The sequence below is a fragment of the Archangium violaceum Cb vi76 genome, from assembly GCF_000733295.1.
Taxonomy (GTDB): Bacteria; Myxococcota; Myxococcia; order Myxococcales; family Myxococcaceae; genus Archangium; species Archangium violaceum.
This window is the reverse complement of record NZ_JPMI01000130.1, coordinates 1-26,238: the sequence shown is the minus strand read 5'-3', so window position 1 is coordinate 26,238 and position 26,238 is coordinate 1. Positions and strand designations below refer to the sequence as shown.

The window sequence follows — 26,238 nt, the reverse complement described above, 5'->3', positions numbered from 1 at the left end:
CACGCTCCGCGCGTCTGCCTTCATGGGCCCGCGCTCCGTCCACCCGGCGACACCCCCGGCGCCCCTCTGTCCGCTGGAACGCGGCCCTCCCGGTGCACGGGTGGACGAAACGCGACACCCGCCCCATCCCTCCCCCCACACGGGCCCGCCGCCACGTCCCCGCCGCCCGGCCTCCGGGCAGGGGCGGCCGACACGCGCGCCCTCCACGGACACCATGCGACTGCCTGCTTCCCTGCCCTCCTGTCTGGCCTCCCTCTCGCTGCTCGGGGCCGTGCTCGCACCGCCCCAGGCCTTCTCCCGGCCCCTGGACGAGTCGCCCCTGAGCGCGCGGGCCCGGGGCATCCCCGCCGCGCTCTCGCTCCTGCCCAACCAGAACGTCGAGTTCCCCGCCACCCCCGTCCAGCCGGAGCCCCCCGAGGCCGTCCCCGACGCGGAGAAGACCCCGCCCCCCGAGAAGACGGAACGGACGTCTCCCCACCTCACCGCCACGGATGCGCCCGTCACGCCCGGAGCCTGGGTGACGTATGGCGCGGCCGCGCTCGCGCCGCTCGGGGGCGTGTACGGCGCGAGCCGCCTGGGCGAGGAGCGGCTGTGGGTGACGGCCGCCGAGACGGTGGCCGGAAGCCTCACGGGCTCGTTGCCCGCGGGGCTGCTGTTCCTCCAGTCCCCGGACGCCGGCGGGCGCTGGGCCGAGCTGGACGTGGCCGCGTTCGGCGCGGGGCTCGTGCTCACCCCGCCCCTGGCCGCGCTGGGCACCTGGGGCCTGGGCGAGCTGGCCTTCAACGGCAGCCAGGATCGGGGCCGCGCCTTCCTCGGGGCGCTGGGCGGCGCCGCCGTGGGCACGCTGCTCGGCGTCGCGGTACATGGCCTGCTGGAGGAAGTGGTCGACAACCGCAGCACGCTCGGCTGGTTCCGCAAGTACATCGCCCTGGGCTTCATCGGCTCGGGCGCCACCGTGGGCTACCAGTGGGCAGGCGGCGGGCCGCGCGCCCGTCCCCAGTGAGTTCCCACCGGCCGGCGCCCGGCCTTGCTAGGCTCCGGGCGCCATGAAACGACGCCTCGCGCCCCTCCTCCCGCTCCTCTCCGCCTGCCTGCTGTTCGCCCTCTCCGCCTGTGACGGTGGCTCCTCGGGGTCGGGAGACCCCACCCAGGTGAGCTACGCCGCCGCGTTGGGCGTGGACCTCGGCGCCATGAACCGCAGCGAGTCCGGCCTCTACACCCAGGACCTGGCGGTGGGCACCGGTGCCACCGAGGTCTCCATCGGCCGCTACCTCGAGGTGCACTACACCGGCTGGCTCCCCGACGGCACCCAGTTCGACTCCAGCCGCACCAGCAACAAGCCCTTCGAGTTCCGGTTCGGCTACGACCGCGTCATCGCGGGCTGGGAGGAGGGACTGATTGGCATGAAGGCCGGAGGCAAGCGCCGGCTCGTCATCCCGTCCACCCTCGGCTACGGCGCCTACGGAAGCCCTCCCGCCATCCCGCCCCACTCGGTGCTCGTCTTCGACGTGGAAGTCCTCACCGCCCGCTGAGCCGCGCCCCATGACCGACTTCATCGAGGTCCACGACGGGGTCCTCGCTCCCCGGCTGTGCCAGGACATCCTCCAGCTCTTCGAGAAGAGCCCCCACGTGCAGCGCGGCCGCACCGGGGGCGGCGTGGACCTGAGCAAGAAGGACAGCTACGACCTCAACCTCAACCAGCACGCGGACTACCAGCCCGTGCTGCGCCAGTTGCTGGACGCGGCCTTCCCTCCGCTCAAGGCCTACCTGCGCAAGTACCTCTACAGCCTCATCGGCGCCGTCTCCCTGTCCACGAAGCACCCGAAGACGGGCCAGGTGACGACGCTCACGCGGGAGAACTTCGCCGAGCTGGGAGACCCCGTCTTCGACCAGCTCGTCGGCTTCCTCTACCGCTACGGCGACCTCACCGTGCAGAAGTACCTGAAGGGCTCCGGCGGCTATCCGCACTGGCACTCGGAGGTGTACCCGAAGGACGCCAGCTGCGAGCCCCTGCACCGCGTGCTCGCCTTCCAGTTCTACCTCAACGACGTGAGCCAGGGCGGCGAGACGGAGTTCTTCTACCAGGAGAAGAAGGTCCAATCGAAGGCGGGCCGCATGCTCATCTTCCCCTCGGGTTTCACCCACACCCACCGGGGCAACGTGTCCGAGTCCAACGACAAATACATCATCACCTCGTGGGTGCTCTTCCACCGCGCCGAGACGCTCTACGGCGGCGCGCCCCGGAAGTGAGGCGGGCCCCGGAGCCCGGCCCCGAGCCCACTACTTCGGCTTCCACGAGGCGCGCAGGGTGAAGCCCTTCGCGTCCACGTCGTGCAGCCGCACCTGGGGCTCCTCGGCGCCGCCGGCGCGCATGCCCGCGAGCACCAGCCCCACGGTGAAGTGGCGCAGCACGTCGTCCGTCTCGTTGAACCACAGCTCCATCTCCGTGGGGGACACGTCGCTGACGCGGACCTCGGAGTAGTTGTTGCCGGTGCGGAAGTTCTTCTGCGCCCGCTGCAACGTGCGGCGCGGCCCCAGCACCTGGAGCATGCCGAACATGGCCCGGCCGATCATCGAGTCCTGGTAGCCGTCGATCATCCGCTCGCCCATCCTGCGCCAGGCCACCTCGCGGCGCGGCTCGTCGGGGAAGGCGGCCCGGGCCCCCAGGTCGATGCTGCGGGACCACACCGGAATGGGGTAGGCGGGCAGCAGCGGCTTGTCCAGGTCCACACCGGCCTCGCGCAGCTGCGCCTTGAGTCCGGCGGGCACTCCGTCCGGGAACGAGCGCGAGAAGAGTCCCTGGACGGTGTGGTTGAAGACGAGGGGGGTCTCCGGCATGGGGCGGCACCCTAGTACTACTGTGTCATAAAGTTGAGGCTTTGCCGGTGGACTTGCCCCGATTACGTGGACAGTAGGGTCAAGATGCCGACTTCTGCGGTAAGGCAGCAAGCTCAAAATCCGCTGGACTGACGTAGCCCAGCGAAGAGTGCCGACGCTGGCGGTTGTAGAAGACCTCGATGTACTCGAAGAGCGCCGTGCGGGCCTGCGCGTGGGTGGCGAAGTCGGCGTCGTGGACGAGTTCCGTCTTCAGGCTGCTGAAGAAGCTCTCGGCCACGGCGTTGTCCCAGCAGTTGCCCTTGCGAGACATGCTGCATTGAATCCCGCGAGCGGCCAGCGCCTTCTGGTAGTCCTCGCTGGCGTACTGACTGCCCCGGTCCGAGTGGTGCAACAGTCCTCGCGCTGGTTGTCGGCCCTCGAGGGCCATATCCAGAGCGTTGAGCACCAGGTGCCGGTCGATGTTCTCGCTCATCGACCAGCCGACAATCATGCGCGAGAAGAGGTCCATGACGACTGCCAGGTACAACCAGCCCTGTCACGTCCAGACGTAGGTAATGTCCGTGGCCCAGGAGCTGTTGGGCTGACCGGGGGAGAAGTCGCGCTCGAGGATGTTGGGGGCTACGGGCTGCGCGTGGCGTGAATCAGTCGTCCGCACGAAGCGACGCTTCCCGCGAGCAGCCAGGCCCCGTTGGCCCATGAGGCGGGCCACGCGCTTGCGACTCACCCGGCGGCCCCGGGCGCGCAGCTCGGCATGCACGCGCGGGCTGCCGTACCTGCCGCGGCTCTCCTGGTGCACTGTCGCCACCTCTTCGGCCAGGGCGCGGTCCGCCTTGTCCCGCTCGGACTCCGGGCGCTGCTTCCAGGCGTAGTAGCCTGAGCGAGACACGCCCAACTGCTGTTGGCCGTCCCGCATCCTATCCTTCAGGGCTGATGCTCTTGGGGGAGGCCAGCGCCATGGTGAAGAAGCACTCGAGTCCTGCGGTGGGCGAGGGCGGCGGAACGCAGCTCGAGGCCCGACGGCGCTCGCGGGGTAGGCCGTGGCCTGGCTCGCGTGCGTTGGTGCTGGTGGTTCTCGCGCTGCAGGCCGCTTGCGCGACGGGCTACCCCATGGGCGGGACGCTCACCGGCAAGAGCCGCTGGCGGCGTGGGGTCAGTCCCCAGGGGGGCGCCGCGGCGGAGCCGGACGCTTCCGGCGAGGACCTGGTGGTCGCCAACCTCCGGCGCGCGGCGAAGCTGCCGTGGACGGACGGGGGCCGGTGCGTCGTCGAAGCGGCGGGCCAGCCATGGGCCGGCCTGGTGGAGCAGTGCTACTACGCGCTCGACCACGAGCGGGTGCGGTTCAGGGACACCTCGGGGCGGTGCTCGGTCGCCTCCGCCGGCGCCGGCGCCCTGGGCATCGGGCTCTGTGTCCTCGCGGGGCCCGAGCTGCTCGTGGGCGCGGTGATTGTCGTGGGAGTGGTGGCGGTGGGTTTTGCCATTTCAGAGGCGCTGGAGGCGTACGAGAAGCGGGGCCGTCCCCAGGTGCGGCCGCCGCCGACGCTGCCCGTGCCGGAGACACGTCCAGTGCCAGAGACACGGCCCGTGCCGGAAGCGCGGCCGGCGACGGAGACGAAGCCCGCTCCGCCGGAGGTCCAGAAGAAACGGCGCCCCAAGCCCAAGCCCACCGGCGAGGAGTGGCCGCCAGGGCCGGCCCCCGAGCCCACCGACAGGGAACGCGAGCGCAAGTGCGAGGCCCTTCCGGTGCCGCATAAGGGCGGCAACAAGGCGCATGACACGTGCGCCGACTGGTATCCGCCCAACCGCTGGCCCGGGATGGATGCAAAGGTAGATGGCAAGCACTTCGACGCGCTTCAGGTGGGCGTGCGGATGCTGTGGGAAATCAAGGTCGAGTACTTCGACGGGTACAACGACTTCTTGAGGAAGATTACGGTCGAGAGGGAGATTGAAGAGCTCACCGAGTTCCGGGACATCGCGGTGGCCTGTGGCTATGCCTTCAAGGTTGGGGTGATCAGCGAGGCCCACAAGGCCGCGCTTCTGAAAGAAGACCGCAGCTTCGATATCGTCGTGACAGAGTGCAAATGATGACCGGCCGAGCAGAGTTGTATCTTCACGTTTACGCGCCAGCACTCACCGTTGACGACGGGCGCCCGCTCGCGGCCGTTGAAGGGATGGAACGAGCAGTGCCCGGGTTGCGCTTGGCGTGGCGGCTCTCGGACTCGGGGCGGCCCGTCGCGCTTCCGCAACGCGCGGCGTGGCTGGCTAAAGCGGCCGCGAGTGGCAAGTTTGGCTTGCTGTGCAATGGCGACGAGAGCTACCCGGTGACGATGGGAGGCCGACGTGGGAGCGCAATTTCGAGTCCGGGGGGTGAGCCGCTGCTGACGGTTCACGCGACGCTCCCCCAGGACGAGCCCGTTGTCGCTGCGGCCGTGGACATGCTGGAGAACGTCGCTGAGGGCGTGCGCGCCCGGTGGGGCGTCGTGGCGCCCGGTCCCGTGAGGTTGGTCATCGCGGAGCAGACGGGTCCGAAGTCGGGGGGGGCAGAACGACCTCCTCACGGACTGCCGATGCTCAAGCTCCCGTGGAACATCCGCTCGCCCAGGGTTCCCCAGTACCTTGGGTGGATCAACTATTGGTCGGCTGCGGCTGCGGAGGCCATCGGCTTCCCGGACCCCTCGCGCGACGCGGAGCTGCTGTCGCGCGCCAGGCGCACGGCGTCGGGGGGATGGCTGGTGAGTCTCACCGCGGCGCCGCTCGACTTGGACAAGCCCGAGCACCTCGAGGCCCTCAAGCGAGCCTATGCGCGCTTCCCGGAGATTGGTGGGCGCTCGGAGGCCTGAGAAAGAAGCACCCCGGCCCGAGGAGACCTCGGAGCCGGGGCTGTCGTCGCAGTGCGTTCAGGCGGTGGACCCCGCTCGCGCGGGCAGGACAACGCGGCCTCGGTTGCTTTGGTGCCCCCAACCGCAAGCGCATTGGGCCTGGTGGGGCGGGCGGTGCGGTGAGGGTTCGCGGGCTCTCGGTGGTAGGCGGCTGGCTCGGGGAGTGGCCTGCCTACGGCGAGCCCACGTCCGACACCGGAGGCGCGTCCCGCGCGGGCACCCCGTCCGGAGCGGCGCCCGGCCCGTTCTCCCAGAGCGGCGGCGGCTCGGAGCGCATGAACTCCAGGTAGTCCTCCAGCGCCTGGTCCTGCAGCGGGTGGTGGGTGCTCACGTAGCAGCGGGTGCGATCCTCGAGGAACTTCTTGTTCCAGGGGACGTGGGGCTCGAAGGCCGCGAGCGCCTCGGCACACCGCTTCCCGGACTCGAGCTGGAAGCCGAGCATCAGCCGGGCGCTCACGCGCATGCCCTCCCCGACGTTGTTGATGAAGGGCTTCTCCAGCGCGGTCCACATCCGCAGGCCCAGGGCCGCGTCCTTCTCGGCGAGCTCCATGCCCACCGTCAGCGCGTCCTTGAAGAGGGTGCGGTTGTGCCAGGGAGACTGGCGCAGCACGGCGAAGGCCCGCTCGAGCGACTCCGCCGCCTCGGGCAGGCGCCCCTGCTTGAGGCGCAACCGCGCCAGCAGCGCCTCGGCATCGAAGGGATTCATGCCGCGCAGCGGCTCGAGGAGCGGCAGGAGTCCCGCCTCGTCCCCCAGGAACGCCAGCATCGAGCCCAGGCTGGTGAGCTCCGAGGGGCCCCGGGGCTGCCGCCCGGCCTCGCGCCACAGGCTCAGCGCCCGTTTGACGTCGTTGGCCTTGATCGCCTCGTGGAAGGCATGGCGCCGGGAGAGCGCGGCCTCGTCCAGGCCGGAGCGCACATGGACGAGGGGCGGATCACCCGCCATCACCCGCAGCTCCTCCACCCGCTGCCAGTCCGCCGTGCCACCCGCCACCTCGGGCCGCTCCGCCTGGTGCTCCCAGGCCGCCCGCCGCAGATCCATCTGGGAGAAGCCCGTCTCCTTGCGCCCCACGCTGCGGGCGAAGGCGAACTCCACGTACGAGAGGTCATCCGTGTTGATGAGGGCCTCCTGGCCCTCGGCCAGCGCCCGGGACACCGCGGGCCCGGCGATGAAGTGCGACAGCACGCCCTCCAGCTCGTTCGTCCCCCACACCCAGGGCAGGGCCCGGCGGTAGGGCTCCTGCGACACGCGCGCCCGCATCCGCTCCAGGTCGTGCCGCAGCGGCAGCTCCGTGGCCATGAGGATGAGGTCTCCTCCCTGCGTGCGCCACGTCTCCACCGAGCCGAACTCGCTGCCGAGCGTGGCGTAGACGCTGCGCACCGTGCGCGAGTCCACCTCGTACGTCTGCAGCCACTGCAGGAAGATGCCCCCGGGCGCCAGCCGCTTCTTCACCGCCTGGTAGAACTCGCGCGAGAAGAGGCTGGAGATGCCGGCCCGGTAGGGATTGGAGGGCTCGGAGAAGATGATGTCGTAGGACTCCTTGGAGGCCAGCAACACCTCGCGGGCGTCGTCCAGGTGCACCTTCACCTTGGGGTTGTCGAGCACCCGCTCGTTGACGGACTCGCACATGCGCGCGAAGTGGAGGATGGCGGGTTCGATCTCCACCGCGTCCACGCGCTCCATCTCCGGCACGGCGCCGAGCCAGCCGGCGGTGCTGCCGGTGCCCAGGCCCACCACCAGCGAGCGGCGGGGGTGGGGGTGGGCCAGCGCGCCGATGAGGCCGCCCATCACCTGGGTGCCCGAGTCGCCGATGCTGTTGCCGTCCGACTTGCCGTTGACGATGAAGGACAGGCCGTAGCCGCCCTGCACGCCCACGCTGCTCTCCACGCCGTCCGTCTCCCACGTCAGCCACCTGCGCGAGTCGGAGAGCCAGTCGCGCATGCCGTTGATGTCGGAGGCCTCGAACCTGCCGCGTCCGGCGCCGATGGAGCTGTGGCGCCAGGCGGCGGTGGGCCCCACGGAGGTGAGCAGCAGGGTGGCCAGCACGGCCGTGGCCAGGGGCGGCACCAGGCGCACGGGCGACGGCGGCTCCTGGCGCAGCGACAGCACCACCGCGACGAGCCCCAGGCCCACCAGCACCGCGCCCACCAGCCGCCACACGCCCGGGGCGGACAGCAGCGGCAGCAGGCCGAAGCCTCCCGCCAGCGAGCCCACGATGGAGCCCACCGTGTTCCACGCATACGCCTGGCCCACCTGGCGGCCCACGTCATCACCCCCGCGGCCCAGCAGCGCCAGCAGCAGGGGGAACTGCACTCCGGAGATGAAGGCGGCCGGCAGCACCACCAGCACGGCGATGACGGCCCAGCTCAGCACCAGCCCGCCGAAGCCGAAGACGGACATCGGCCGCACCAGGGAGGCGAGCACCGCCACCCGGTCCCCCAGCGCCAGGGGCACGGCGAGCAGCATCGCCTCCAGGAGGCACGTCAGCGCGAAACCGCGCAGGGTGGCCGGGCGCTGCTGGCCCCACGCCGCGTACGCCGCGCCGCCCAGGCCGATGCCCGCCAGCGCCACCACCAGGATGAGGCCGAAGGTGAAGGTGGAGCCGCCCAGCAGCGGCCCCAGCATCCGGTACCACACCATCTCCATGAGGAAGAAGGCGAAGCCCACCAGCGCCGCGGCGCCCAGCACGAAGCGGCGCGGCGGCAGCGCGGTGGCCGGCGTGGACTCCCCGGCGGCGCCAGGCGCGGGGGCCACGGCCACCTCCTGCTCCGGCAGGCTCCGGTCCACCGTGCGGGCCACCAGCGCCACCAGCACGTTGAGGAGGGCCGCCAGCCACAGGGTACTGCGCGTGCCGAACACCTCGAAGAGGAGGAAGGTGGAGGCCGCCGCGCCCGCCACCGCGCCCAGCGTGTTGACGCCGTAGAGGACCGCGACCGCCCGGCGCCGCACGTCCTCCGCCGTCTCGGCCGCGCGCGCCACCGCCGGCAGCGTGCCTCCCATCAGCAGCGTGGGCACCGCCAGCACCAGCGCGGAGAGCACCAGCCGCACCACCGAGCCGAGCCCCAGCCCCATGGACACCGAGCCACCCAGGCCCGTGTAGACGGCGCGCGCCAGCAACACCAGCAGGGGCGTCAGCGCCGCGCTCAGGGCGATGAGCAGCTCCAGGTTGGCGTAGAAGCCCAGCGGGCGCTTCTCCCGATCCACCCTCCCCCCCAACAGCGCACCGCCCAGGCCCAGCCCGCCCATGAAGATGGCCAGCACCGCGGCCGACGCCGCCGTCGAGGCTCCGAAGATGAGGCGCAACTCGCGCTGCCATGCCGTCTGATACACCAGGGAGCAGAAGCCCGAGCCGAACAGCAGGGGGGCAATCTTCCAGACACGTGCGTTCATCGATCCTCTGCCAGTCGCGGCGGACGGAGACCCGGGGCGCGGATTGAACCAGCGCCCCCCTCCCGAGGCCAGTTCCACGTGTGAAGCCGCTCCCGCACCAGGCGGGCCGCCAGCTCCCCCTTCCGCCCGGGAATATCCTTGACGACCCGTGAGGTGGGGTCCGGTTGACGCGACGCGTTGGCGCGGAGCGGCGTACACGGGCCGCATGGAGGGACGAACCGTCGCTTATGCCTGCCTGATGGGGGGCCTTGTTGAGGCGGAGGGCGAGCCATTAAGGGATCGCCCCCCTTTTCACGACACGAATTCCCCCCATGAAACAGTACGAGAAGAAGCTCGACGCGAACGGCCGCCCCTACCTGGAGACGCACCTGGACGGGCTGATGCTCACCCGCCTGCCCCTGCTCAACAAGGGCACCTCCTTCAGCCTCGAGGAGCGGCGCGAGTTCGGTCTGCTGGGCCTGCTGCCCACGCACGTCTCCTCGCTGGACGAGCAGATTGAGCGCTCCTACGCCAACTTCCGCTCCTTCCGCTCGGACCTGGACAAGCACGTCTTCCTGCGCGCGCTGCAGGACCGCAGCGAGGTGCTCTTCTACGCGCTGCTCAACCGGCACATCGAGGAGATGATGCCCATCATCTACACCCCCGTGGTGGCGCAGGCGGTGGAGCAGTTCAGCCGCATCTACCGCTATCCGCGCGGGCTGGTGGTGAGCCCGGAGAACATCGGGGAGATCGACTCGCTGCTGGCGAACACGCCCTTTCCGGACGTGCAATTGATTGTCGCCACGGACAACGAGGGCATTCTGGGCATTGGAGACCAGGGCTTCGGCGGCCTGGCCATCTGCATCGGCAAGCTGTCGTTGTACACGGCCGCGGCGGGAATCGACCCGGCGGTGACGCTGCCGGTGGAGCTGGACGTGGGCACCCACCGCAAGGAGCTGTTGGATGACCCGCTCTACCTGGGTGTGAAGCGCCCGCGCATGGAGGGCAAGGAGTACGACGACTTCATCCACGCCTTCGTGACGGCGCTCAAGAAGCGCTTCCCCAACGTGCTGGTGCAGTGGGAGGACTTCAGCAAGCAGAAGGCCTTCGACGTGCTGGAGCGCTACCGGGACGTGCTGCCCTCGCTCAACGACGACATCCAGGGCACGGGCGCGGTGGTGCTGGCGGGCCTGCTGTCGGCCACGCGGCGCAGCCAGACGACGCTCGGCCAGCAGGTGTACCTGGTGCACGGCGCGGGCGCCGGTGGCGTGGGCGTGGCGCGGCAGATCGTCCGCGGCATGGAGCGCGAGGGCCTGAGCACGCAGCAGGCGCGCGAGCGCATCTACCTGATCGACTCCAAGGGCCTCATCCTGAAGGACCGCAAGGGGCTGGAGCCGTACAAGCTGGAGTTCGCGCACGAGCCCTCGCGCGTGGCGGGGTGGAAGCTTCAGGGCTCGATTCCCAGCCTGCTGGAGACGGCGCGGGAGGCGAAGGTGACGGTGCTGCTGGGGCTGAGCGGGCAGCGGGCGGCGTTTGGCGAGGACGTGGTGAAGGCGGTGTCGGAGAACACGGCGTACCCGGTGGTGTTCGCGCTGAGCAACCCGACGGCGAACAGCGAGGCGGTGCCGGCGGACATCTACAAGTGGACGCAGGGCAAGGCGCTGGTGGCCACGGGGAGCCCCTTCGAGGACGTGGAGTGGGACGGAGCGCCGCACCCGGTGGGCCAGGGCAACAACGCGTTCATCTTCCCGGGACTGGGGCTGGGCGTGCTGCTGTCGAGGGCGAAGCGGGTGACGGACGGGATGCTGACGGCGGCGTCGCTGGCGCTGGCGGACTACACGGACGGGGCGCGGCTGGCGCAGGGCGCGCTGTACCCGCGCATGGACCGGTTGCGCGCGGCGAGCCGTCAGGTGGCCATCGCCGTGATGCGGCAGGCGATGAAGGAGGAGGTGGCCACGCGCAAGCTGCCCGAGGACCTGGAGGCCCTGCTCGAGGCGGAGATGTGGCGGCCCGAGTTCCTCCCGCTGCGGCGCGCGCCGGGCAGGTAACGCGCGCCGGCCGGGTGCCGCGCCTACGCCTCGCGCGGCATCCGCACCTTGAAGGAAGTGACGCCCTCGGCCGAGCCCACCTCCATCCGGCCGCCGTGGGCCGTCACCACCTGGTGCACGATGAAGAGCCCCAGCCCCAGGCTGCCCGCCGGGCGGAACTTCGAAATCCCCCGGCGGAACGGCTCGAAGAGCACCGGCAACAGCTCCGCCGGAATCGGCTCGCCCTCGTTGGACACCGCCAGCTCCACCTCGCCGTCCGGCCCGTGCACCCGCACCACCACCTCGCGCCCCGGGCGCGCGTGCCTCAGCGCGTTGGACAGCAGGTTGGAGAGCACCTGGCGCAGGCGCGGCCCGTCCCACCACCCCTCGCACAGCGCGTCCCCCTCCAAACGGATGTCGCTGCTCGGGTGCGTCACCGAGAACTCGTCGATGACCTCCCGGCACAGCCGCACCAGGTCGTTGTGCGTGCGCTCCAGCGGAATGCCTCCGCCCAGCCGCCCGCGCGTGAAGTCCAGCAGGTCGGAGATCATCCGCCCCATGGTGTCCGCGCTGTTCGCGATGCGCCCCGTCATCCGGAGCAGCGCCTCGGGCGTCGGCCGCTCCATCCGCTGCAGCGTGCGCGCCCCCAACGAGATGGCCTGCAAGGGATTGCGCAAATCGTGGCTCACCACGCCGAGGAATTGCTGCTCCTGCTCGGACCGGTGCCGCGCCTCCTCGTAGACGAGGGCCCGCTCCAGCGCCTTCGCGCCCAGCCGGCAGAGCGACTCCAGGTGCGCCTTCTCCCGCGCGCCGAAGCGCCTCGGCGTGGGGAAGCTCAACCCCAGCACCCCCAGCACCCGCCCCCCGCTCATCAGCGGCAGCGAGCCCCAGGCGCGGCTCCGGCTGTGGCTGTCCCGCACCCACCGGGCCATGTCCGGAAAGTCCCGCTCGAGCACCTCGAACGATTCGATCCACACCGAATCCCCCGTGCGCGCCACCTGCGTGATGGGCATGTGCCGGGTGAGCGGCAGGGTGTTGAACTCGCGCAACGCCGCCTCCGGGTACCCGACGGCCCCGAGCACCACCAGCGCCTCGTCCACCCGCCTCGTGACGGAGCCCGAGCAGGCGTCCAGGGACTTCAGCCCATGCGCCACCAGCGCGTCCGCCACCTGCTGGGGCGTGAGCGCGTGCGAGAAGGTGGCCGTCGTCGCCAGCAACGCCTCGGCATGCTGCTCGGCCAGCTTGCGCTCGGTGATGTCCAGCACGGTGCCCATGTGCCGGACCTTCCCGTCCGTGCCCATGTGCACCCGGCCCCGTCCCGACAGCCACCGCAGCACGCCTTCCCCGCCCATGGCCCGGTACTCGAAATCGCCCACGCCGCCGTCCGCGCCGGCGAAGCCCCGCCGGACCATGGCCTCCATCCGCTCCCGATCGTCCGGATGCACGTGCTCCAGCCACACGCGCAGGTCCACGGGCGCACCGGGGGCCAGGCCGAACAGCTCCCGCGTCCGCTCGTCCCACTCCAGCACGTCCCTGGCCGGGTCGTAGCTCCACACTCCGAGCGCCGCCGAGTCCATCGCCAGACGCAGCCGCTCCTCGCTCAGCCGCAGGGACTCCTGGGTGGCCTTGCGCTCGGTGATGTCCTCCATCGTCAGCACGCCCGCGACGATCTCCCCCCGCGCATCCCGCACCGGCGAGGCACACGTCCAGCTGAACCGGGTCGAGCCGTCCTCGCGCCGCACGACGAGCTCCTCCATCACCTCCCGGCCCTCGCGGATGGCGCGGAGCAGCGGCAACTCCTCGCGCGGACAGGGCCTGCCGTCCGGGTACTCCATGAGGTGCGGGCGCATCCCCTCGAGGTTCGGCCTCGGGGTGCCGCCGAGCAGGGTGGCCATCCGCTCGTTCGTCAGCAGCGTGCGCCCCGTGGAGGCCTCGGTGATGAAGATGCCGGTGGGCATCTGCTGGAGCACCGCGTGGAGCAGCCGCTCCTTGGACTCCAGCTCCGCCATGAGCAGGGCCAGCCGGCGCTCGGCCTCGCGGCGCGCGGAGATGTCCACCACCACCCCCACGCCCCGGTGGGGCTCGCTCTCGAAGGCCGCGGCCCCGCGAATCACATCCACCCGTGTGCCGTCCTTGCGCAGGTACTGCTTCTCCATCAACCCGGACACGCCGTGCTCGAGCACCGTCCGGACGTTGCGCTGGTCCTGCTCCCGCCACTCCGGCGGCGTCATCTTCCGCCAGTCGAGCAGGCCCCGCTCCAGCTCCTCGCGCGTGTAGCCCACCATCTCCAGGAAGGTGTCGTTGGCGTCGAGGATGGAGCCGTCCAGATCCCAGTAGAAGGTGCCCACCACGCCGGACTCGGAGAGCCGGCGCGCGCGGGCCTGGGAGCGCTCCAACTCCCGCTGCAGGCGGGCCTGCTCGGCCTGGGCCTCCTCGTGCTCGCGCTGGCGGGCCTGCTCCGCCCGGCGCATGCGGACGAGGGCCCACGTCTGCGCCACCAGGTGCCGGGGCTCGAGGGGCTGGGGAATGTAGCCGTCCGCGCCGTCCTCGAAGAGCCGCGCCTCCAGCTCCTCGTCGCGCAGCATGGAGGAGACATAGAGGATGGCGAGCGCGGAGGTGGAGGGGTCCTCCTTGAGGCGGCGGCACACCTCGAAGCCGCTCATGTCCGGCAGGCGCACGTCCAACACCACCACGTCCGGTTTGAGCGCCGCCGCGGTGAGCGCCTCCTGCCCGCTGGCCGCCTCCAACACCTCCATGCCCGCGCGGCGCAGCGTCTTGACGATGAAGTACCGCTTGGCTTCCGTATCATCCACCACCAGCACCCGCCCCTCCATCCGGAAGGGGGAAGCCGTCTCCCGCGACTCCGGCCGCGGAGAGGAGGCGGAGGGACCGCTACTCGACACGATGAGGAACTCCCTGCTCACCCGCTGGGGGGAACGGGTGTCCCGCATGTCTGCCACGAATGGCCCGTCCCGCGCTCAGGAAGAGGGGCGCCGGCTGTCCGCCAGCTCACGCATCCACCGCTCCCGAGACGCTCCGCCCTCCGGGCAGGTTGCCCCGGGGTACGCGCACACGGAAGGTGGTGCCCTCCACCCCGGTGCCCACCTCCACCCGGCCACCGTGGCTCGCCACCACCTGGCTCACGATGAAGAGTCCCAGCCCCAGGCTTCCCGCCGGACGGAACCCCGACAGGCCCCGGCGGAACGGCTCGAAGAGCACCGGCAGCAGCTCGGCCGGAATCGGCTCGCCCTCGTTGGACACCGCCAGCTCCACCTCGCCCTCCAACCCGCTCGCCCGCACGGACACCGGCGTCCCCGGCCGCGAGTGCCTCAGCGCGTTGGACAACAGGTTGGAGAGCACCTGGCGCATGCGCTCGCCGTCCCACCACCCCTCGCAGCGCGCGTCTCCCTCCAGGAGGATGTGCCGCTCCGGGTGCGTCACCGCGAACTCCTCGATGACCTCCTGGCACAGCAGCACCAGGTCGTTGCGCGTGCGCTCCATGGGCAGGCCGCCTCCCAGCCGCCCGCGCGTGAAGTCCAGCAGATCCGACACCATGCGCCCCATGGTGTCCGCGCTGTTCGCGATGCGGCCGGCCGTGCGCAGCACCGTCTCCGGAGCCGGCCGCTCCAGGCGTTGCAGCGTGCGCGCGCCCAGCGAGATGGAGGCCAGGGGGTTGCGCAAGTCATGGCTCACCACGCCCAGGTACTGCTGCTCCTGCTCGGAGCGCTGCCGGGCCTCGTCCTTCGCCCGCCGCTCCTCCTCGTAGAGCCGGGCGCGCTCCAGCGCCTGGGCGCACAGCCCGCAGAGCGACTCCAGGTATGCCAGGTCCCGCTCACTGAAACGGCGCAGCAAGGCGAAGCTCAACGTCAGGACCCCCACCACCCGCGCCCCCACCTTCATGGGCACACCCAGCCAGGTGCGGCTGCGGCTGCCCCGCACCATCCCGGCGAACTCGGGCCACTCCCCTGCCAGGGACCCGGTGGCCTGCACCGCCACGGAGCGCCCCTCGTGGATGGCCGCGGAGAAGGGGGTGCGCACGCGGAGCGGGAGGACCCCCACCTCCCGGACCATGTGGGCCGGGTAGCCGAAAGAGCGGAACGTGCGCAACCACTCGCCATCCACCAGGCAGAGGGCTCCCGCGTAGGCGTCCACCGACTTCAGCCCGTGCTCCACCAGCGCGGCGCCCACCTCCTCGGGGGTGAGCGCGTGCGCGAAGGCGGCGGTGGTGGCCTGGAGCTCCGTGGCGCGCTGCTCGTTCAGCTTGCGCTCGGTGATGTCCAGGTAGGTGCCCGACAGGCTCGTGACCCGCCCGTCCGCGCCGAAGAGCACCCGGCCCCGCGAGGCAATCCACCGCAACACCCCGTCCCGCGGGCCCACCGTCCGGTACTCGGCCGAGAACGCGCCCCCGCCCTCCCCGGCCAACGCGCGCCGGACGCCCGCCTCCACCTCGTCCCGGTCCTCCGGGTGCGTCGCCGCCCGCCACACCTCCATGTCCACCGGCGCTTCCAGCGGCAGGCCGAACAGCTCCTTGGCGCGCGCGTCCCACTGGTGCTGGCCGGTGGCCAGGTCGTAGCTCCACGCGCCGAGCTCGGCCGAGTCGAGCGCCAGCCGCAGCCGGGCCTCGCTCTGCCCCAGCTCCACCATGAGGTGATTGAGCTGGCGCTCGGCCTCGCGGCGCTCGGAGAGGTCCACCACCATCGTCACGCCGCGGTGGGGCTCGCCGTCGAAGGAGGCCGACCCCAGCATCACGTCCAGCCGCGAGCCGTCCTTGCGCACGAATTGCTTCTCGTACAGCCCGCTGAAGCCCTGGGCGCGCAGCTTCTCGATGCCCCACGCATCCGGCGCCTCCCACTCCGGCGGCGTCATCTTCCGCCAGTCGATGAGACCCCGCGCCAGGTCCTCGCGCGTGTAGCCCACCATCTCCAGGAAGAGCTCATTGGCCTCGAGGACGGAGCCGTCCAGGTCCCAATAGATGATGCCCACGAGGCCGGACTCGGTGAGCCGGCGCGCGCGGGACTGGGTGCGCTCCAGCTCTCGCCGCAGACGGGCCTGCTCGGCCTGAGCCTCCTCGCGCTCGCGCTGGCGGGCCTGCTCCGCCCGGCGCATGCGGACGAGGGCCCACGTCTGCGCCACCAGGTGCCGCGACTCGATGGGCTGGGGGATGTAGCCGTCCGCGCCGTCCTCGAAGAGCCGCTCCTCCAGCTCCGCGTCCTGCAGCAGGGCGGAGATATAGAGGATGGGAATGGCGGAGGTGGCGGGGTCCTCCTTGAGGCGGCGGCACACCTCGAAGCCACTCATGTCCGGCAGGCGCACGTCCAACACCACCACGTCCGGACCGGACAGGGCCGCGGCCAGGGCCATCCTGCCGTTGGACGCCTCCACCACCTCCATGCCCGCCATGCGCAACGTCTGGGAGATGAGGTAGCGCTTGGCCTCCGTGTCGTCGACCACCAGCACCCGTCCATCCAACCGGGGAGGAGAAGCCCGCTTGTTCTGCGTTCCCCGTCGCGGGGCGGAGTTGCTGCTGCTCGGCACGATGAGGGCTCCCTACTCGCCTGGGGGGGGCAGGCGCCACCGGACAGATTACCGCCATGCCCCCTCCCTCCCGCCGCTCCATCCCGCCCTGGAACCCAACAGTTGTCCGCCACCGTACGCGTCCCCGCTCTGGCTCGGCCCCTCGCTCTCCGACGGAGCGAGCGTCGGGCGCGCGCTTGACTTCGAGTGTCGGGAAGAAACACCCGGGGTGTCCTCGTCCAGGCCGGGAGGATGGGTCCGCCCGTGCTTCTCAGACGAGGTGGACGACCTCGGCATGGAGGTGACGGACCTTCTGCTCCGCCAGCAGCCGGTAGAGCCGCTGGGTGACGATCATCCTCGGGAGGGGATGAAAGAGCCCCCCCCGCCTGCCGAACTTCTGGCGGGTAAACACCCAGTCCTGTTTCCCCAGGCTGTCCCGCGGGACATACAAGGACGAGAGCAACCGGAGCCCGAGAACGTGGCCCTCGGGACAGCGGCTCGGGTCGGGCTCCGGGTAGAGATAGCTCCCTCCCACGTGGGTGGGAGGTACGACCTCGGCCGAGGCCGAGGGAATGATGAGTTGGTGATGCTCCGGGGCCGGCCTGCCGCCCCTGCTCACGATGGGGCGCAGCTCATAGCCGGTGATGCGGTGCTGACGAAGCACCTCGGCGAGCCGGGAGGTGATGACGTACTCTCCTCCCATGGTGATGGAGAGGTCGCGGCGCTTGGGGATGCGGCGCAACTCCAGGTGCAGCTCATTGGCCTGCCGGGCCCCGGAGCCACAATGGGGACAAGCCGTGGAGTCGTCGTAGCGGGTGCCACACTCCACGCCCGTGGGCCGGAAGAAGGGCCAGAACCCCACCATGACGTACTCGGCGGCCCGCAGCTCGCGCGGGGTGTAGTGGCGCTCCACGTCACACATGCTGAAGAGCGTGGTGCCCTGAGCGCGGTACTCCCACTCGATGGCCCGCAGCTGCTCCACCAGTGGGTGGTTCACCTCCAGCAACAGGCGGCGCACGTGTCCCAGCGGCAGCGTCTCCCCCACGTCTGGAGGCACATGGCGTCTGGCCTCCTCCTCCGGCATCCTGAGCTCGAGTATCTCTCTCATGGTTGGAAGTGGATGCCCGGCAAAGGATAGCGGGAATAAACCCTCCGCATGATGTCCTGCAGTTCCCCAAGCTCTGGCAGGACGCCCTGCCCGTATCTGACTTCTTGCCGGAAGGCGCTGGTGACGAGCTGGTGGTAGGCCGGGTCCAGCTCCACTGTTGGGCCGTCCTCCGTACCACCCAGGTACTTGGGGTGGACATGGTGTTTCTGCTTCGGCTTTCCGTGGAGGTGGGGGAAGCGCTTCCTGGCCTCCGCCATGCCCTGGTCGAAGAGCGAGCGCGCCAGCTTCGGGTCCAGCAAACCCCGGGCCGTGGGATGAACGGCCGCGGGCTTCCGCGGGGCCGGTGTCTGCTGGGTGGCGGTCGGCTTCGCGGCGGAGGAGGCGGGAGACGCGGGTGTCGGCGCGGGGGGAGGCTCGGCCTTCGGCGCCACGGGTGGCTTGCCGGGCGCGGGCGGCTTCGCGGCGCGCGGAAGGCGGAAGCGGGGGCCCAGGGCCAGCACCTGCTGCTCCCCGCTCCCCACGCTCTCGTACGCGGAAGCGGCATGGGTCCCCGCGCACGCCTGCAGAAGGACCCACCCGAGCAGCCACCCGCACCACGAAACTCGCCTCATGATGCCACGGCGATAGCACTCGCATCGCTCCCGCCACAATCATTCCCGAGCGGGACTCCCTGATAGGGAGGATGAGCGTTACCCTGGCTGTCGGGAGGAGCCGTCCTTCGTCTCCTCGTCCATGCCGGGCAATTCCAGCTGTTTCCGGGCCACACGGCGCCCCCAGCCAGGTCGTCCCGTGGGTCGGCGCGGGGGCGCGTCGGTGGGTAACAACTCGGTGACGTCCTTCCACCCCTCCTGGACGAGCGCCTCGAAGGAGGCCCCCGAGGCAGCGGCGGAGACCACGGACTCGAGCCGCCGCGCCTGCCGGTCCAGCTCGCGGATGGCCTGGAGCCGCTCGTCGTTGCCGAGCCTCGCCGCGTCCACCGCCGAGCGCAGCACGCGCAGCGTCTCGTCATAGACATCCAGCCGCACCGGGAAGGGCTGCCGGTCCTTGCCACCCTGGGCGAAGGCGAAGCGCGCTGGATCCGTGAAGCGCGAGGGCGTGCCGTGAAGGACCTCGGCCACGCTGGCCAGCGCCGCCACGGTCCGCGCGCCCACATGGGGGGTGAGGAGCAGCTCGGCGAAGTCACGAGGGCCCTGCTCCGCCGCGGCCGCCAGCGTGCCGTGGAGCCGGCGCAGCATCACGTCATCGCGCGTCACCTCCTCGTGCACGGGCATTTGAAGGTGGGGCAGTGGCGGGGTGAAGGGCACGGGCTCGGGCGTGGGCTGGGGACGCAGCTTGCGCAGGGCGCCCAGCACCACGTCGGGCCCCAGGGAGACGAGCTCCACCTGCGCGGCGCGGGCCCGCGAGGCGCGTTTGTCGGTGAGGTTGAGGATGACGCCCTGGTTGGGTCCCTCGATGGCGGCGTGGGGCGAGTCCACGAAGCTGCCCAGGCCCTCGGAGAGCCAGTGGTAGCGCCGGGCCTGGCGGGCGTCGGCGTTCATCCCCTGCTGCACCACGGCCCACGCGTTGTCGTCCGAGAGGATGAGGCTGTGGGCATACAACTCGAAGCCGTCCTGCACGGCGGCGCTGTCCACCTTGGCGGCCAGACGGCTGACGCGGATCAACGCCTCGGCGTCGATGCCCACCCGGTCGCCGATGATGCGCAGCTCGTCGGGGGTGCGGCGCGCCTGGAGTCCCTTGCCGCCGACGACGTAGAGGCCGAGCTGCCGGCCACCGGGGGTGAGGCCGCGCTTGAGGGCGCCGAGCACGGTGGTGGTGACGCCCGAGGAGTGCCAGTCCATGCCCATGACGGCGCCGAGGGACTGGAACCAGAAGGGGTGGGCGAGCCGGCGAAGCACTTCGTGGCGGCCGTAGTGGAGCACGAGCGCCTCCACGAGGACGCGGCTCATGCGGGCCATGCGCTCGGCGAGCCAGTCCGGCACGCGGCCCGAATGAAGGGGAAGGTCTGCACTGCCCGTACGGTCCATGATGACTCCGGAGGTAACCTCCTGGAGTCAACCTCTGGCCTCGGGTCCTTCTTCACGGTGGCGCGCGCGGAGCCTCGGGCCCGGCCGCTCTCCATGCGGGCAATCACCGAGGAGCCAGCCGCGGTCCTTGGACAGAATCAGATGCGGGCGGAGTGGGAGTGGGGTACAGACGGTGGCGCCTTGCTCGTCGTCCATCCGCACTTCCATCGGCGCCGCACCGGCGTCACCGCGCACACCGAGCGCATCGTCACCGAGCTGGCGCGGTTGATGGAGACGCGGGCGGTGGGCGGCAACCTGGAGGAGGACGTGCCGCGCATCGCCTGGAGCGAGCTGTGGCGGCGCATCCGCCAGGAGCCGGTGGTGTGGCACGCGCACCGGAACAACGAGCTGCTGGCCGGGCTGCTGCTGCGGTGGGTGGGCCAGGAGGTGCGGCTCGTCTACACGCGCCACGGAGGCAAACCGCCGGGCCGCTTCACGCGATTCCTCACCCGCTTCGCCGAGCAGCTCGTCACGCTCAACGCGCAGAGCGCCGAGTGGATGGGGAGGCCCTCGCAGCTGGTGCCGCACGGCGTGGACCTGGAGCGCTTCACGCCGCCGGTGGACCGGGACGCGGCGTGGAAGGCGCTGGGACTCGGCGGCCGGCGGGGAGTCGGCGTGGTGGGCCGCATCCGTCCCAGCAAGGGCCAGGGAGACTTCGTCGAGGCCCTCACCCCGCTGCTGCCCGAGCTCCCCGCGTCCGAGTGGACGCCGGTGCTCGTGGGGCTGGCCAAGGGACGGGACCAGGCCTGGGCCGAACAGCTGCGCGCCAGAACGGGTGGACGCCTGGTGCTGGCCGGGGAGCAGCGCCCGGTGGTGCCCTGGTACCAGGGGTTGAGCGTGCTGGTGAACCCCACGCACTTCGAGTCCTTCTCCATGGTGATGCTGGAGGCGATGGCGTGTGGCTGCTGCACGGTGATGAGCCGGCTGCCGCACGTGCCCTCCTTCATCGAGCACGGCCGCACCGGCTTCCTCTTCGAGCCGGGCGACGTGGCCGGGCTGCGCGAGCTGTTGCGCCAGTTGCTCCACGAGCCGGAGCGGGCGAGGCAGGTGGGGCTCAACGCCGCCGAGGAGGCCCGGGCGCGCTTCGGTGTGGCGAACGAGGCCCGGGCGCTCGCGCGGGTGTACCAGTCAGCCCTGGGCCGCTGAGCGCCCGGATGGGCGCCAGCGCGGGAGCCCGCTCCAGCATGCCCCGCTCCTCGTCGGAGAGCAGCTCCAGGTACAGCCCCACGCGCACCAGCCAGCGCGGAGCCGGCAGGTGGGTGGTGTGACATTTCAATTGCCAGTCAACAGGGGACTGGAAGACCCTCACCCCACCCCTCTCCCAAAGGGAGAGGGAGCGCCGCGCCCGTCTACTTCTTCGAGCGAGAGGAACGGGAACGGCCGCGCGAGCCGGACGAGCGGGAGCGCGAGCTGGTCGAGCCGCTCGACTTGCGCCGCGTCTTGGCGGCGGTGGTGCGGCTGCGGGACTTGGCTCCGGTGCTGCGCGTGCCGCGGGCCGGTTTCGCCCGGCGCGAGGAGCTCTTCGCGGACGTCTTCTTCGCCGAGCGCTTCGCGGTGCCCTTCGTCTCACCGGCCTTGCGGCGCTGCTTGTTGACGACGCGGGCGGCGAGCTCCTCGGCCCGGCCGGTGCTGGCGCCACGCTTGCGCGCGGACTGTTTGATCTTCGAGTACTGACGCTGACGCTTCGGGCTCTTCACTCCACGCGGTGGCATCCGGTCCTCCTCCTCGATGTCGGATGGCTTGCGAGCACAAGATGGTGAACATCCCGCGTTCGCCAACCCCTTGCGTCCGCCGGACGTCCGGCGTTGGACAGCTCAGGCGGCGGACTGGCCGGAAGATGGCGGTCCAGCGTCCCCGGAGCGCTCGGCCACGGGCAGGGTGATGAAGAAGCAGGTGCCGCGGCCAGGCTCGCTCTCCACGCGAATCTCTCCCCCGAGCGCGGTGATGATGCGGTGGCACACCGACAGCCCCAGCCCCGTGCCCACGCCGATGGGCTTGGTGGTGAAGAAGGGATCGAAGATGCGCCGCAGGTTCTCGGCGGAGATGCCGGCGCCAGTGTCGCGCACTTCCACGGTGACGCGATCCGGGGCGGAGAGCCGGGCCGCCACGCGAATCTCGTTCTCCTGCGCCTGGCCCGGCGGGATGGCGTGCGCCGCGTTGATGAGGAGGTTGAGGAACACCTGCCCCAGACGCGCCGCGTTGGCCTGCACGGGAGGCACGCCGCCACAGTCCTCCACCAGGCGGGCCTTGTCCCGCACCTCGTGCCGGGCCATCTTGGCCGAGCCGCGCACCACCTCGGCCAGGTCCACCGGGCCGAGCGCCACGTCATCCGGCCGTGCCAGTGAGCGGAGGTCCTGCACGATGAGGCGCACGCGCTCGGCGCCCTCGCTGGCCTCGGAGAGCGCGGAGATCATCTCCTCGCGGGCCTCCGCGGAGGGAGCGCCGGGCTGCTCCTTCAACTCCTGGTGGACGTAGCGCAGGTTGCTGAGGATGTAGGCGAGTGGGTTGTTGATTTCATGACCCACGCCCGCGGCGAGCCGGCCCACGGAGGCGAGCCGGTCCGCGAAGAGCAGCTGCTCCTGGGCGGACTGGAGTTGCTGGAGGCTGTCCTGGAGGCGGACGTTGGCCTCGGCGAGCTCGGCGGTGCGGGTGCGCACCGTGTCCTCCAGCAGGGCGTTGTAGCGGCGGGCCTCGCGCTCGGAGGCCTCGGCCTCGGTGCGGATGAGCCGCTGCTTCTCCTCGAGCGACTCACGCAGCTCGCGCGCCATCCGGTCGAAGGCATGGGTGAGCCGGCCCAGCTCGTCATGGCCCGCCGGGGGAAGCTGGATGTCGAAGTCCCCTCGCCCGATGCGCTCGGCCACGGCCATGAGCCCGCGGAGCGAGCGCTGCAGGGGGGTGAGGATGGCGAAGGCGAGCGCCAGCACGAGCACGAGGCAGATGGCGGGAAAGACGAGCGCCAGTTGCCGGGTGAGCTGGACGTTCTCGTTCCAGCGGCGCCGCAGCTCGTCCATTTCGGCCTTCTCGGCCTCCTGCATGTCCTTGATGCGCTGGCCCACGGTCTGCTCGAACTGGGAGTACAGGAACCACTCCAAGGTGGAGCCCACCGAGGAGCCCTCGGGGAGGGCGCGCACCCGTGCCGCCGCCCACTCCGACCATTGCCGCAGGGCCTCGCGGAGCTCCTGCTGCTGCTGCCGCTCGATCTCCTCGGACCTGTTGCCCAACCACCGCTCCTCGCGCAACAGGCTGTCCTCGAGCAGCGCCAGCTCCACGTCCACCTTCTGCATCAGCTCGCGCTGGGCGAGCGCGGTGCTGCCCTCCACGCGCCGCGTCTGGGCCAGCATGCTCAGGTAGGGCCAGGCGAGCGAATGCAGCCGCTCGTAGCTGTCGCGCTGCTCCTGGATGGCGGTGAGCTGCTCGCGGATGTACTGGCCCTTCTGGGCCCCGGCATAGAGGTGGACGCCCATGAGGCACACGAGCCCGACCGCCAACAAGGCGAACAGGAACACCTTGGCGCGAATCGTCATCGCCGGGCCTCGTCTCGAACCACCACCCGGGCATGCTCGCACGACCGCCCACGCGACGCGAGCAGGGGAAGACACCCGGCTCCTCGGCCGCCCACGGGCGGCTCCCTCCGCTATCCTCCCCCCTGGCCCGAGGAGCGAGGCCCCACCATGTCCGAAGCCCCCCTCCCCTCCTTCGAGCACCTCCCCGTCCCGCCGGCGCTCGCCCGCCTGCGGCGCTTCCCGATGGATGGAGCGCTGCTGCTCTTCGAGCGGGACAGCGGGATGAACGCGCTGTGCGAGGGGCCGGAGACGGCACACCTGCGCCAGCGCGCGCCGAGGGCGCTCCAGTTCGGCATCACCAACCGCTGCAACCTGGCATGCACCTTCTGCTCGCGGGACCTGGAGGCGAAGAGCGCCTGGACGGCGGACGAGGCCTTCCGGGTGCTGGCGGGGCTGGCGGAGGCGGGGGTGCTGGAGGTGGCCTTCGGAGGGGGCGAGCCGTGGGTGTTCCCCCGCTTCGAGGAGCTGGTGTGTCGGCTGTACGACGAGACCCCACTGGCGGTGAGCTTCACCACCAATGGGCTGGCGCTCACCGCGCGACGGCTGGCGGCCCTCCGGGGACGCTACGGGCAGTGCCGGCTGTCGCTCTACGAGGACAATGACTGGCGGCGGAAGGTGGAGGAGCTGGCGGACGCGGGGGCGCGCTTCGGCGTCAACTACCTGGTGACGCCCGAGCGGCTCGCATCGCTGGAGACGGTGGTGCTGGAGCTGGTGTCGCGCGGGTGCCGGGACGTGCTGCTGCTCAGCTACAACGGAGTGGACCGGGCGCTGCACCTGTCCCCCGTGCAGGCGGGCGAGCTGGCGAGGAAGGTGGAGCTGCTGGGCCGGGCGCTGGCGGGCCGGTGCCAGCTGAAGCTGGACGTCTGCTGGGGCGAGCGGATGGAGCGGGTGCCGAGGCTGTTCCGGCGCACGGACTGCGGCGCGGGGAGGGACTACCTGGTGCTGACGAGCGACCGGAAGGTGATGCCGTGCAGCTTCCACCACGTGGCGATTCCGGTGGGGGACACGGCGGACGTGATGGCGGTGTGGCGCGAGCGGAGGGCGGAGCTGGGCTCGGCGTCGCGGCTGCCTGGCTGCGCGCGTGTGGCGGGGTACGGGCTGGAGACAGACGCGGGAGGGACGCCGTGAGGATTCACGTCTGGAATGCCTTCGCGAGCAACAACAGCGGCAGCTACACCATCGTGGGCCGGTTCCCCACCGAGGAGCTCGCCGCGCGAGTGGCGGCCGAGCTGTCCCAGGTGCTCGAGGAGCACGAGCGGTGGCGCGGGTCGCCCGGGTCGCGGCACGAGGAGCCGGAGAATCCGTCGCCGCTGCGGGTCCTCACGCAGACGTACAGCCTCACGCAGAGCGAGGCGGACCTGGCGGACCAGGGCGAGCTGCGCGTCTGGAGCACGGGCCACCAGGTGTTCCTCCACGACCCGTGGACGTTGACGTTGCAGGACTCCTACGAGGAGTACCTGCGGGTGCGGGGCGGGAAGGTGGAGACGCGCATCCGGCACGCGCATGGCTGCATCGTGAGCCTCTTCGAGCTGCACGGAACGCTGCCGAAGAAGACGAAGGCCGAGACGGTCTCGGCGGTGGTCGAGGAGCTGTACGCGGATGACGGACCGCTGGTGACGCTGGCGCCCTTCGACGTGCAGCCCGCGTGGAGGGAGGGCTCCAGGCCCGGCGAGCCGGTGTTGACGCTGGGCGCGGTGTTCCAGGATCTCGACCTCGCCCCGGGCTACACGGCCGTGGAGGGCATCGCGCGCCGTCATGGCCTGCGGGTCTCGGTGCGGGTCTCCGAGGACCAATCCCCGGGGGATCCACTGGCCTGGCTGCGGCCCTCGCATCCACCGCTCGAGCGGAAGCTGTTCGATGTCTGGATTCTGGAGGCGGGGTTCTCGTCGAAGGAGGTGGCGCGCCGGCTGACGGAGCTGCGGCGCGGCGGATACATCGACGGCCCCACGGTGTTGAAGTGGATTCCGGACGCGGTATTGAAACGGCTCACGAGGGCCCGGGCCGAGCAGGCCGTGAAGTTCCTGCGCGAGGGCGGCGCGAACGCGGAGCCGCGCCCCGCCGGCTAGAACGACATGAAGCCACTTCCTCCGAAGCAGAAGGCCCGCATCCAGGGGCAGGAGCTCGAGTACCTCATCGCGGGACAGGGCTCCCCCACCCTGGTGCTCATCAACGGAGCCGGAGGCCCCATCGAGGGATGGCTCAGGGTATGGGAGCCCCTGTCCGCGCTGGGGACCGTCTTCGCGTACAACCGCCCGGGGCTCGGTGGCAGCGGAAAGCCGGTGGTCCCGCAGACCGGAGACGTCCTCGTCGAGTCGCTCCGTGCGCTCCTGAGTCACGCCCAACTGCCTCCGCCCTACGTGCTGGTGGGTCATTCGCTCGGAGGCCTGGCCGTCAATCTCTTCGCCCGGACATACCCAGCGGAGGTTTCAGGCGTGGTGCTGCTCGATGCCACCGCGCCCGAGGACGTCGGTGTCATGGCCAGCCATCGAAGCGGCTTTCAGCGTTTCGCCCAACGCACGCTCGAGGCACTGTTCGGAAGGGATGAGCTCGGCGAGACGGAACACGTCTCGCGCACCGTCGACCTCATCCAGCGGGCGGGCCCCTTCCCGGACGTTCCACTCGTGGTCGTGACGGGCGGGAAGCCCGCCATGTCCTGGGCCACTGCGGAGCAGGCCCTCGCCGCACGAGCGGAACACCAACGGCGCCTGGCCGCCCTATCGCCCCGGGGAAGGCAGATGCTCGCGAGCCGGAGCGGACACTTCCCGCAGCTCACGGAGCCCGAGGTGGTGGTGGAAGCCGTGCGCTCCGTCACCACCGTCACCTAGTGGAGCGTCCACGGAGTTCGTGGAAATAGTCGTGTTGCGCATGCGCCCTCTCCCTCT

Annotated in this window: 19 protein-coding genes and 1 pseudogene; 10 read left to right on the top strand and 10 right to left on the bottom strand. The window is 71.0% G+C overall.

Going from position 1 to position 26,238, the window contains the following annotated elements; all coding sequences use genetic code 11:
• Positions 1-214: 214 nt before the first annotated feature.
• From Q664_RS19460 to Q664_RS19450, 3 genes are read left to right on the top strand one after another with little or no spacing between them, the layout of a single operon-like run.
• On the top strand, positions 215-1,003 hold the full coding sequence (locus tag Q664_RS19460; protein WP_052518381.1) for a hypothetical protein: 789 nt from the start codon (positions 215-217) through the stop codon (positions 1,001-1,003).
• 43 nt (positions 1,004-1,046) lie between these two features.
• The gene (locus Q664_RS19455) at positions 1,047-1,532 is read left to right on the top strand and encodes an FKBP-type peptidyl-prolyl cis-trans isomerase (protein ID WP_043397533.1); all 486 of its coding nucleotides are present in this window, start codon (positions 1,047-1,049) and stop codon (positions 1,530-1,532) included.
• A 10-nt stretch (positions 1,533-1,542) separates the two neighbouring features.
• Positions 1,543-2,250, top strand: a complete 708-nt coding sequence (locus Q664_RS19450) for a 2OG-Fe(II) oxygenase (RefSeq protein ID WP_043397530.1) — start codon at positions 1,543-1,545, stop codon at positions 2,248-2,250.
• Between the two features lie 30 nt (positions 2,251-2,280).
• Here Q664_RS19450 and Q664_RS19445 read toward each other — a convergent pair whose 3' ends face one another.
• On the bottom strand, positions 2,281-2,838 hold the full coding sequence (locus Q664_RS19445) for a DUF2378 family protein (RefSeq protein ID WP_043397527.1): 558 nt from the start codon (positions 2,836-2,838) through the stop codon (positions 2,281-2,283).
• A 79-nt stretch (positions 2,839-2,917) separates the two neighbouring features.
• Positions 2,918-3,736, bottom strand: a pseudogene (locus Q664_RS19440) (IS3 family transposase); the annotation flags it as partial.
• Positions 3,737-3,792: 56 nt separating this feature from the next.
• On the opposite strand from Q664_RS19440, the gene Q664_RS19435 reads away from it, so the two are divergent.
• Positions 3,793-4,920, top strand: a complete 1,128-nt coding sequence (locus tag Q664_RS19435; RefSeq protein WP_235216780.1) for a DUF6310 domain-containing protein — start codon at positions 3,793-3,795, stop codon at positions 4,918-4,920.
• Positions 4,917-5,675 carry a DUF5953 family protein gene (locus Q664_RS19430; protein WP_425117442.1) on the top strand — a complete coding sequence of 253 codons (759 nt, stop codon included), beginning with the start codon at positions 4,917-4,919 and terminating at the stop codon, positions 5,673-5,675. The genes Q664_RS19435 and Q664_RS19430 overlap by 4 nt, the downstream gene beginning before the upstream one ends.
• A gap of 211 nt (positions 5,676-5,886) precedes the next feature.
• On the opposite strand, the gene Q664_RS19425 is transcribed toward Q664_RS19430, so the two are convergent.
• On the bottom strand, positions 5,887-9,102 hold the full coding sequence (locus tag Q664_RS19425) for a fused MFS/spermidine synthase (RefSeq protein WP_052518380.1): 3,216 nt from the start codon (positions 9,100-9,102) through the stop codon (positions 5,887-5,889).
• Positions 9,103-9,413: 311 nt separating this feature from the next.
• Between Q664_RS19425 and Q664_RS19420 the strand changes: the two genes are divergently transcribed.
• On the top strand, positions 9,414-11,129 hold the full coding sequence (locus tag Q664_RS19420; protein ID WP_152622207.1) for an NAD-dependent malic enzyme: 1,716 nt from the start codon (positions 9,414-9,416) through the stop codon (positions 11,127-11,129).
• Positions 11,130-11,152: 23 nt separating this feature from the next.
• On the opposite strand, the gene Q664_RS52360 is transcribed toward Q664_RS19420, so the two are convergent.
• From Q664_RS52360 to Q664_RS19395, 5 genes are all read right to left on the bottom strand, one after another.
• Positions 11,153-14,011 (bottom strand): PAS domain S-box protein, encoded by a 2,859-nt coding sequence (locus Q664_RS52360; RefSeq protein ID WP_160174450.1) that lies wholly within the window; start codon positions 14,009-14,011, stop codon positions 11,153-11,155.
• Positions 14,012-14,117: 106 nt separating this feature from the next.
• Positions 14,118-16,643, bottom strand: a complete 2,526-nt coding sequence (locus tag Q664_RS52355) for a PAS domain S-box protein (RefSeq protein ID WP_084610118.1) — start codon at positions 16,641-16,643, stop codon at positions 14,118-14,120.
• A gap of 250 nt (positions 16,644-16,893) precedes the next feature.
• The gene (locus Q664_RS19405) at positions 16,894-17,730 is read right to left on the bottom strand and encodes a hypothetical protein (RefSeq protein WP_160174449.1); all 837 of its coding nucleotides are present in this window, start codon (positions 17,728-17,730) and stop codon (positions 16,894-16,896) included.
• Positions 17,727-18,341, bottom strand: a complete 615-nt coding sequence (locus Q664_RS19400) for a hypothetical protein (protein WP_043397518.1) — start codon at positions 18,339-18,341, stop codon at positions 17,727-17,729. Before Q664_RS19400 ends, Q664_RS19405 begins: the two co-directional genes overlap by 4 nt.
• A 78-nt stretch (positions 18,342-18,419) precedes the next feature.
• Positions 18,420-19,754: a DUF763 domain-containing protein gene (locus tag Q664_RS19395; RefSeq protein ID WP_043397514.1), complete on the bottom strand. Its 1,335-nt coding sequence runs from the start codon at positions 19,752-19,754 to the stop codon at positions 18,420-18,422.
• Between the two features lie 180 nt (positions 19,755-19,934).
• Between Q664_RS19395 and Q664_RS19390 the strand changes: the two genes are divergently transcribed.
• Positions 19,935-20,939 carry a glycosyltransferase family 4 protein gene (locus tag Q664_RS19390; protein ID WP_043397552.1) on the top strand — a complete coding sequence of 335 codons (1,005 nt, stop codon included), beginning with the start codon at positions 19,935-19,937 and terminating at the stop codon, positions 20,937-20,939.
• 203 nt (positions 20,940-21,142) lie between these two features.
• Here the strand turns inward: Q664_RS19390 and Q664_RS19385 are convergent, their stop codons facing one another.
• Entirely contained in the window at positions 21,143-21,505 is a 363-nt protein-coding gene (locus Q664_RS19385; protein WP_043397508.1) for a hypothetical protein, read from the bottom strand.
• A 102-nt stretch (positions 21,506-21,607) separates the two neighbouring features.
• Positions 21,608-23,317, bottom strand: coding sequence for a sensor histidine kinase (locus Q664_RS19380; RefSeq protein WP_052518376.1), 1,710 nt, complete (start codon positions 23,315-23,317; stop codon positions 21,608-21,610).
• Positions 23,318-23,464: 147 nt separating this feature from the next.
• Here Q664_RS19380 and Q664_RS62200 point away from each other — a divergent pair, with 147 nt between their 5' ends.
• The 3 genes from Q664_RS62200 to Q664_RS19365 are packed head-to-tail and all read left to right on the top strand — an operon-like array spanning position 23,465 to position 26,181.
• Positions 23,465-24,484: a radical SAM protein gene (locus tag Q664_RS62200; protein ID WP_043397506.1), complete on the top strand. Its 1,020-nt coding sequence runs from the start codon at positions 23,465-23,467 to the stop codon at positions 24,482-24,484.
• Positions 24,481-25,422 (top strand): hypothetical protein, encoded by a 942-nt coding sequence (locus tag Q664_RS19370; RefSeq protein WP_043397501.1) that lies wholly within the window; start codon positions 24,481-24,483, stop codon positions 25,420-25,422. The genes Q664_RS62200 and Q664_RS19370 overlap by 4 nt, the downstream gene beginning before the upstream one ends.
• A gap of 6 nt (positions 25,423-25,428) precedes the next feature.
• Entirely contained in the window at positions 25,429-26,181 is a 753-nt protein-coding gene (locus Q664_RS19365) for an alpha/beta fold hydrolase (RefSeq protein WP_043397499.1), read from the top strand.
• Positions 26,182-26,238 lie beyond the last annotated feature (57 nt).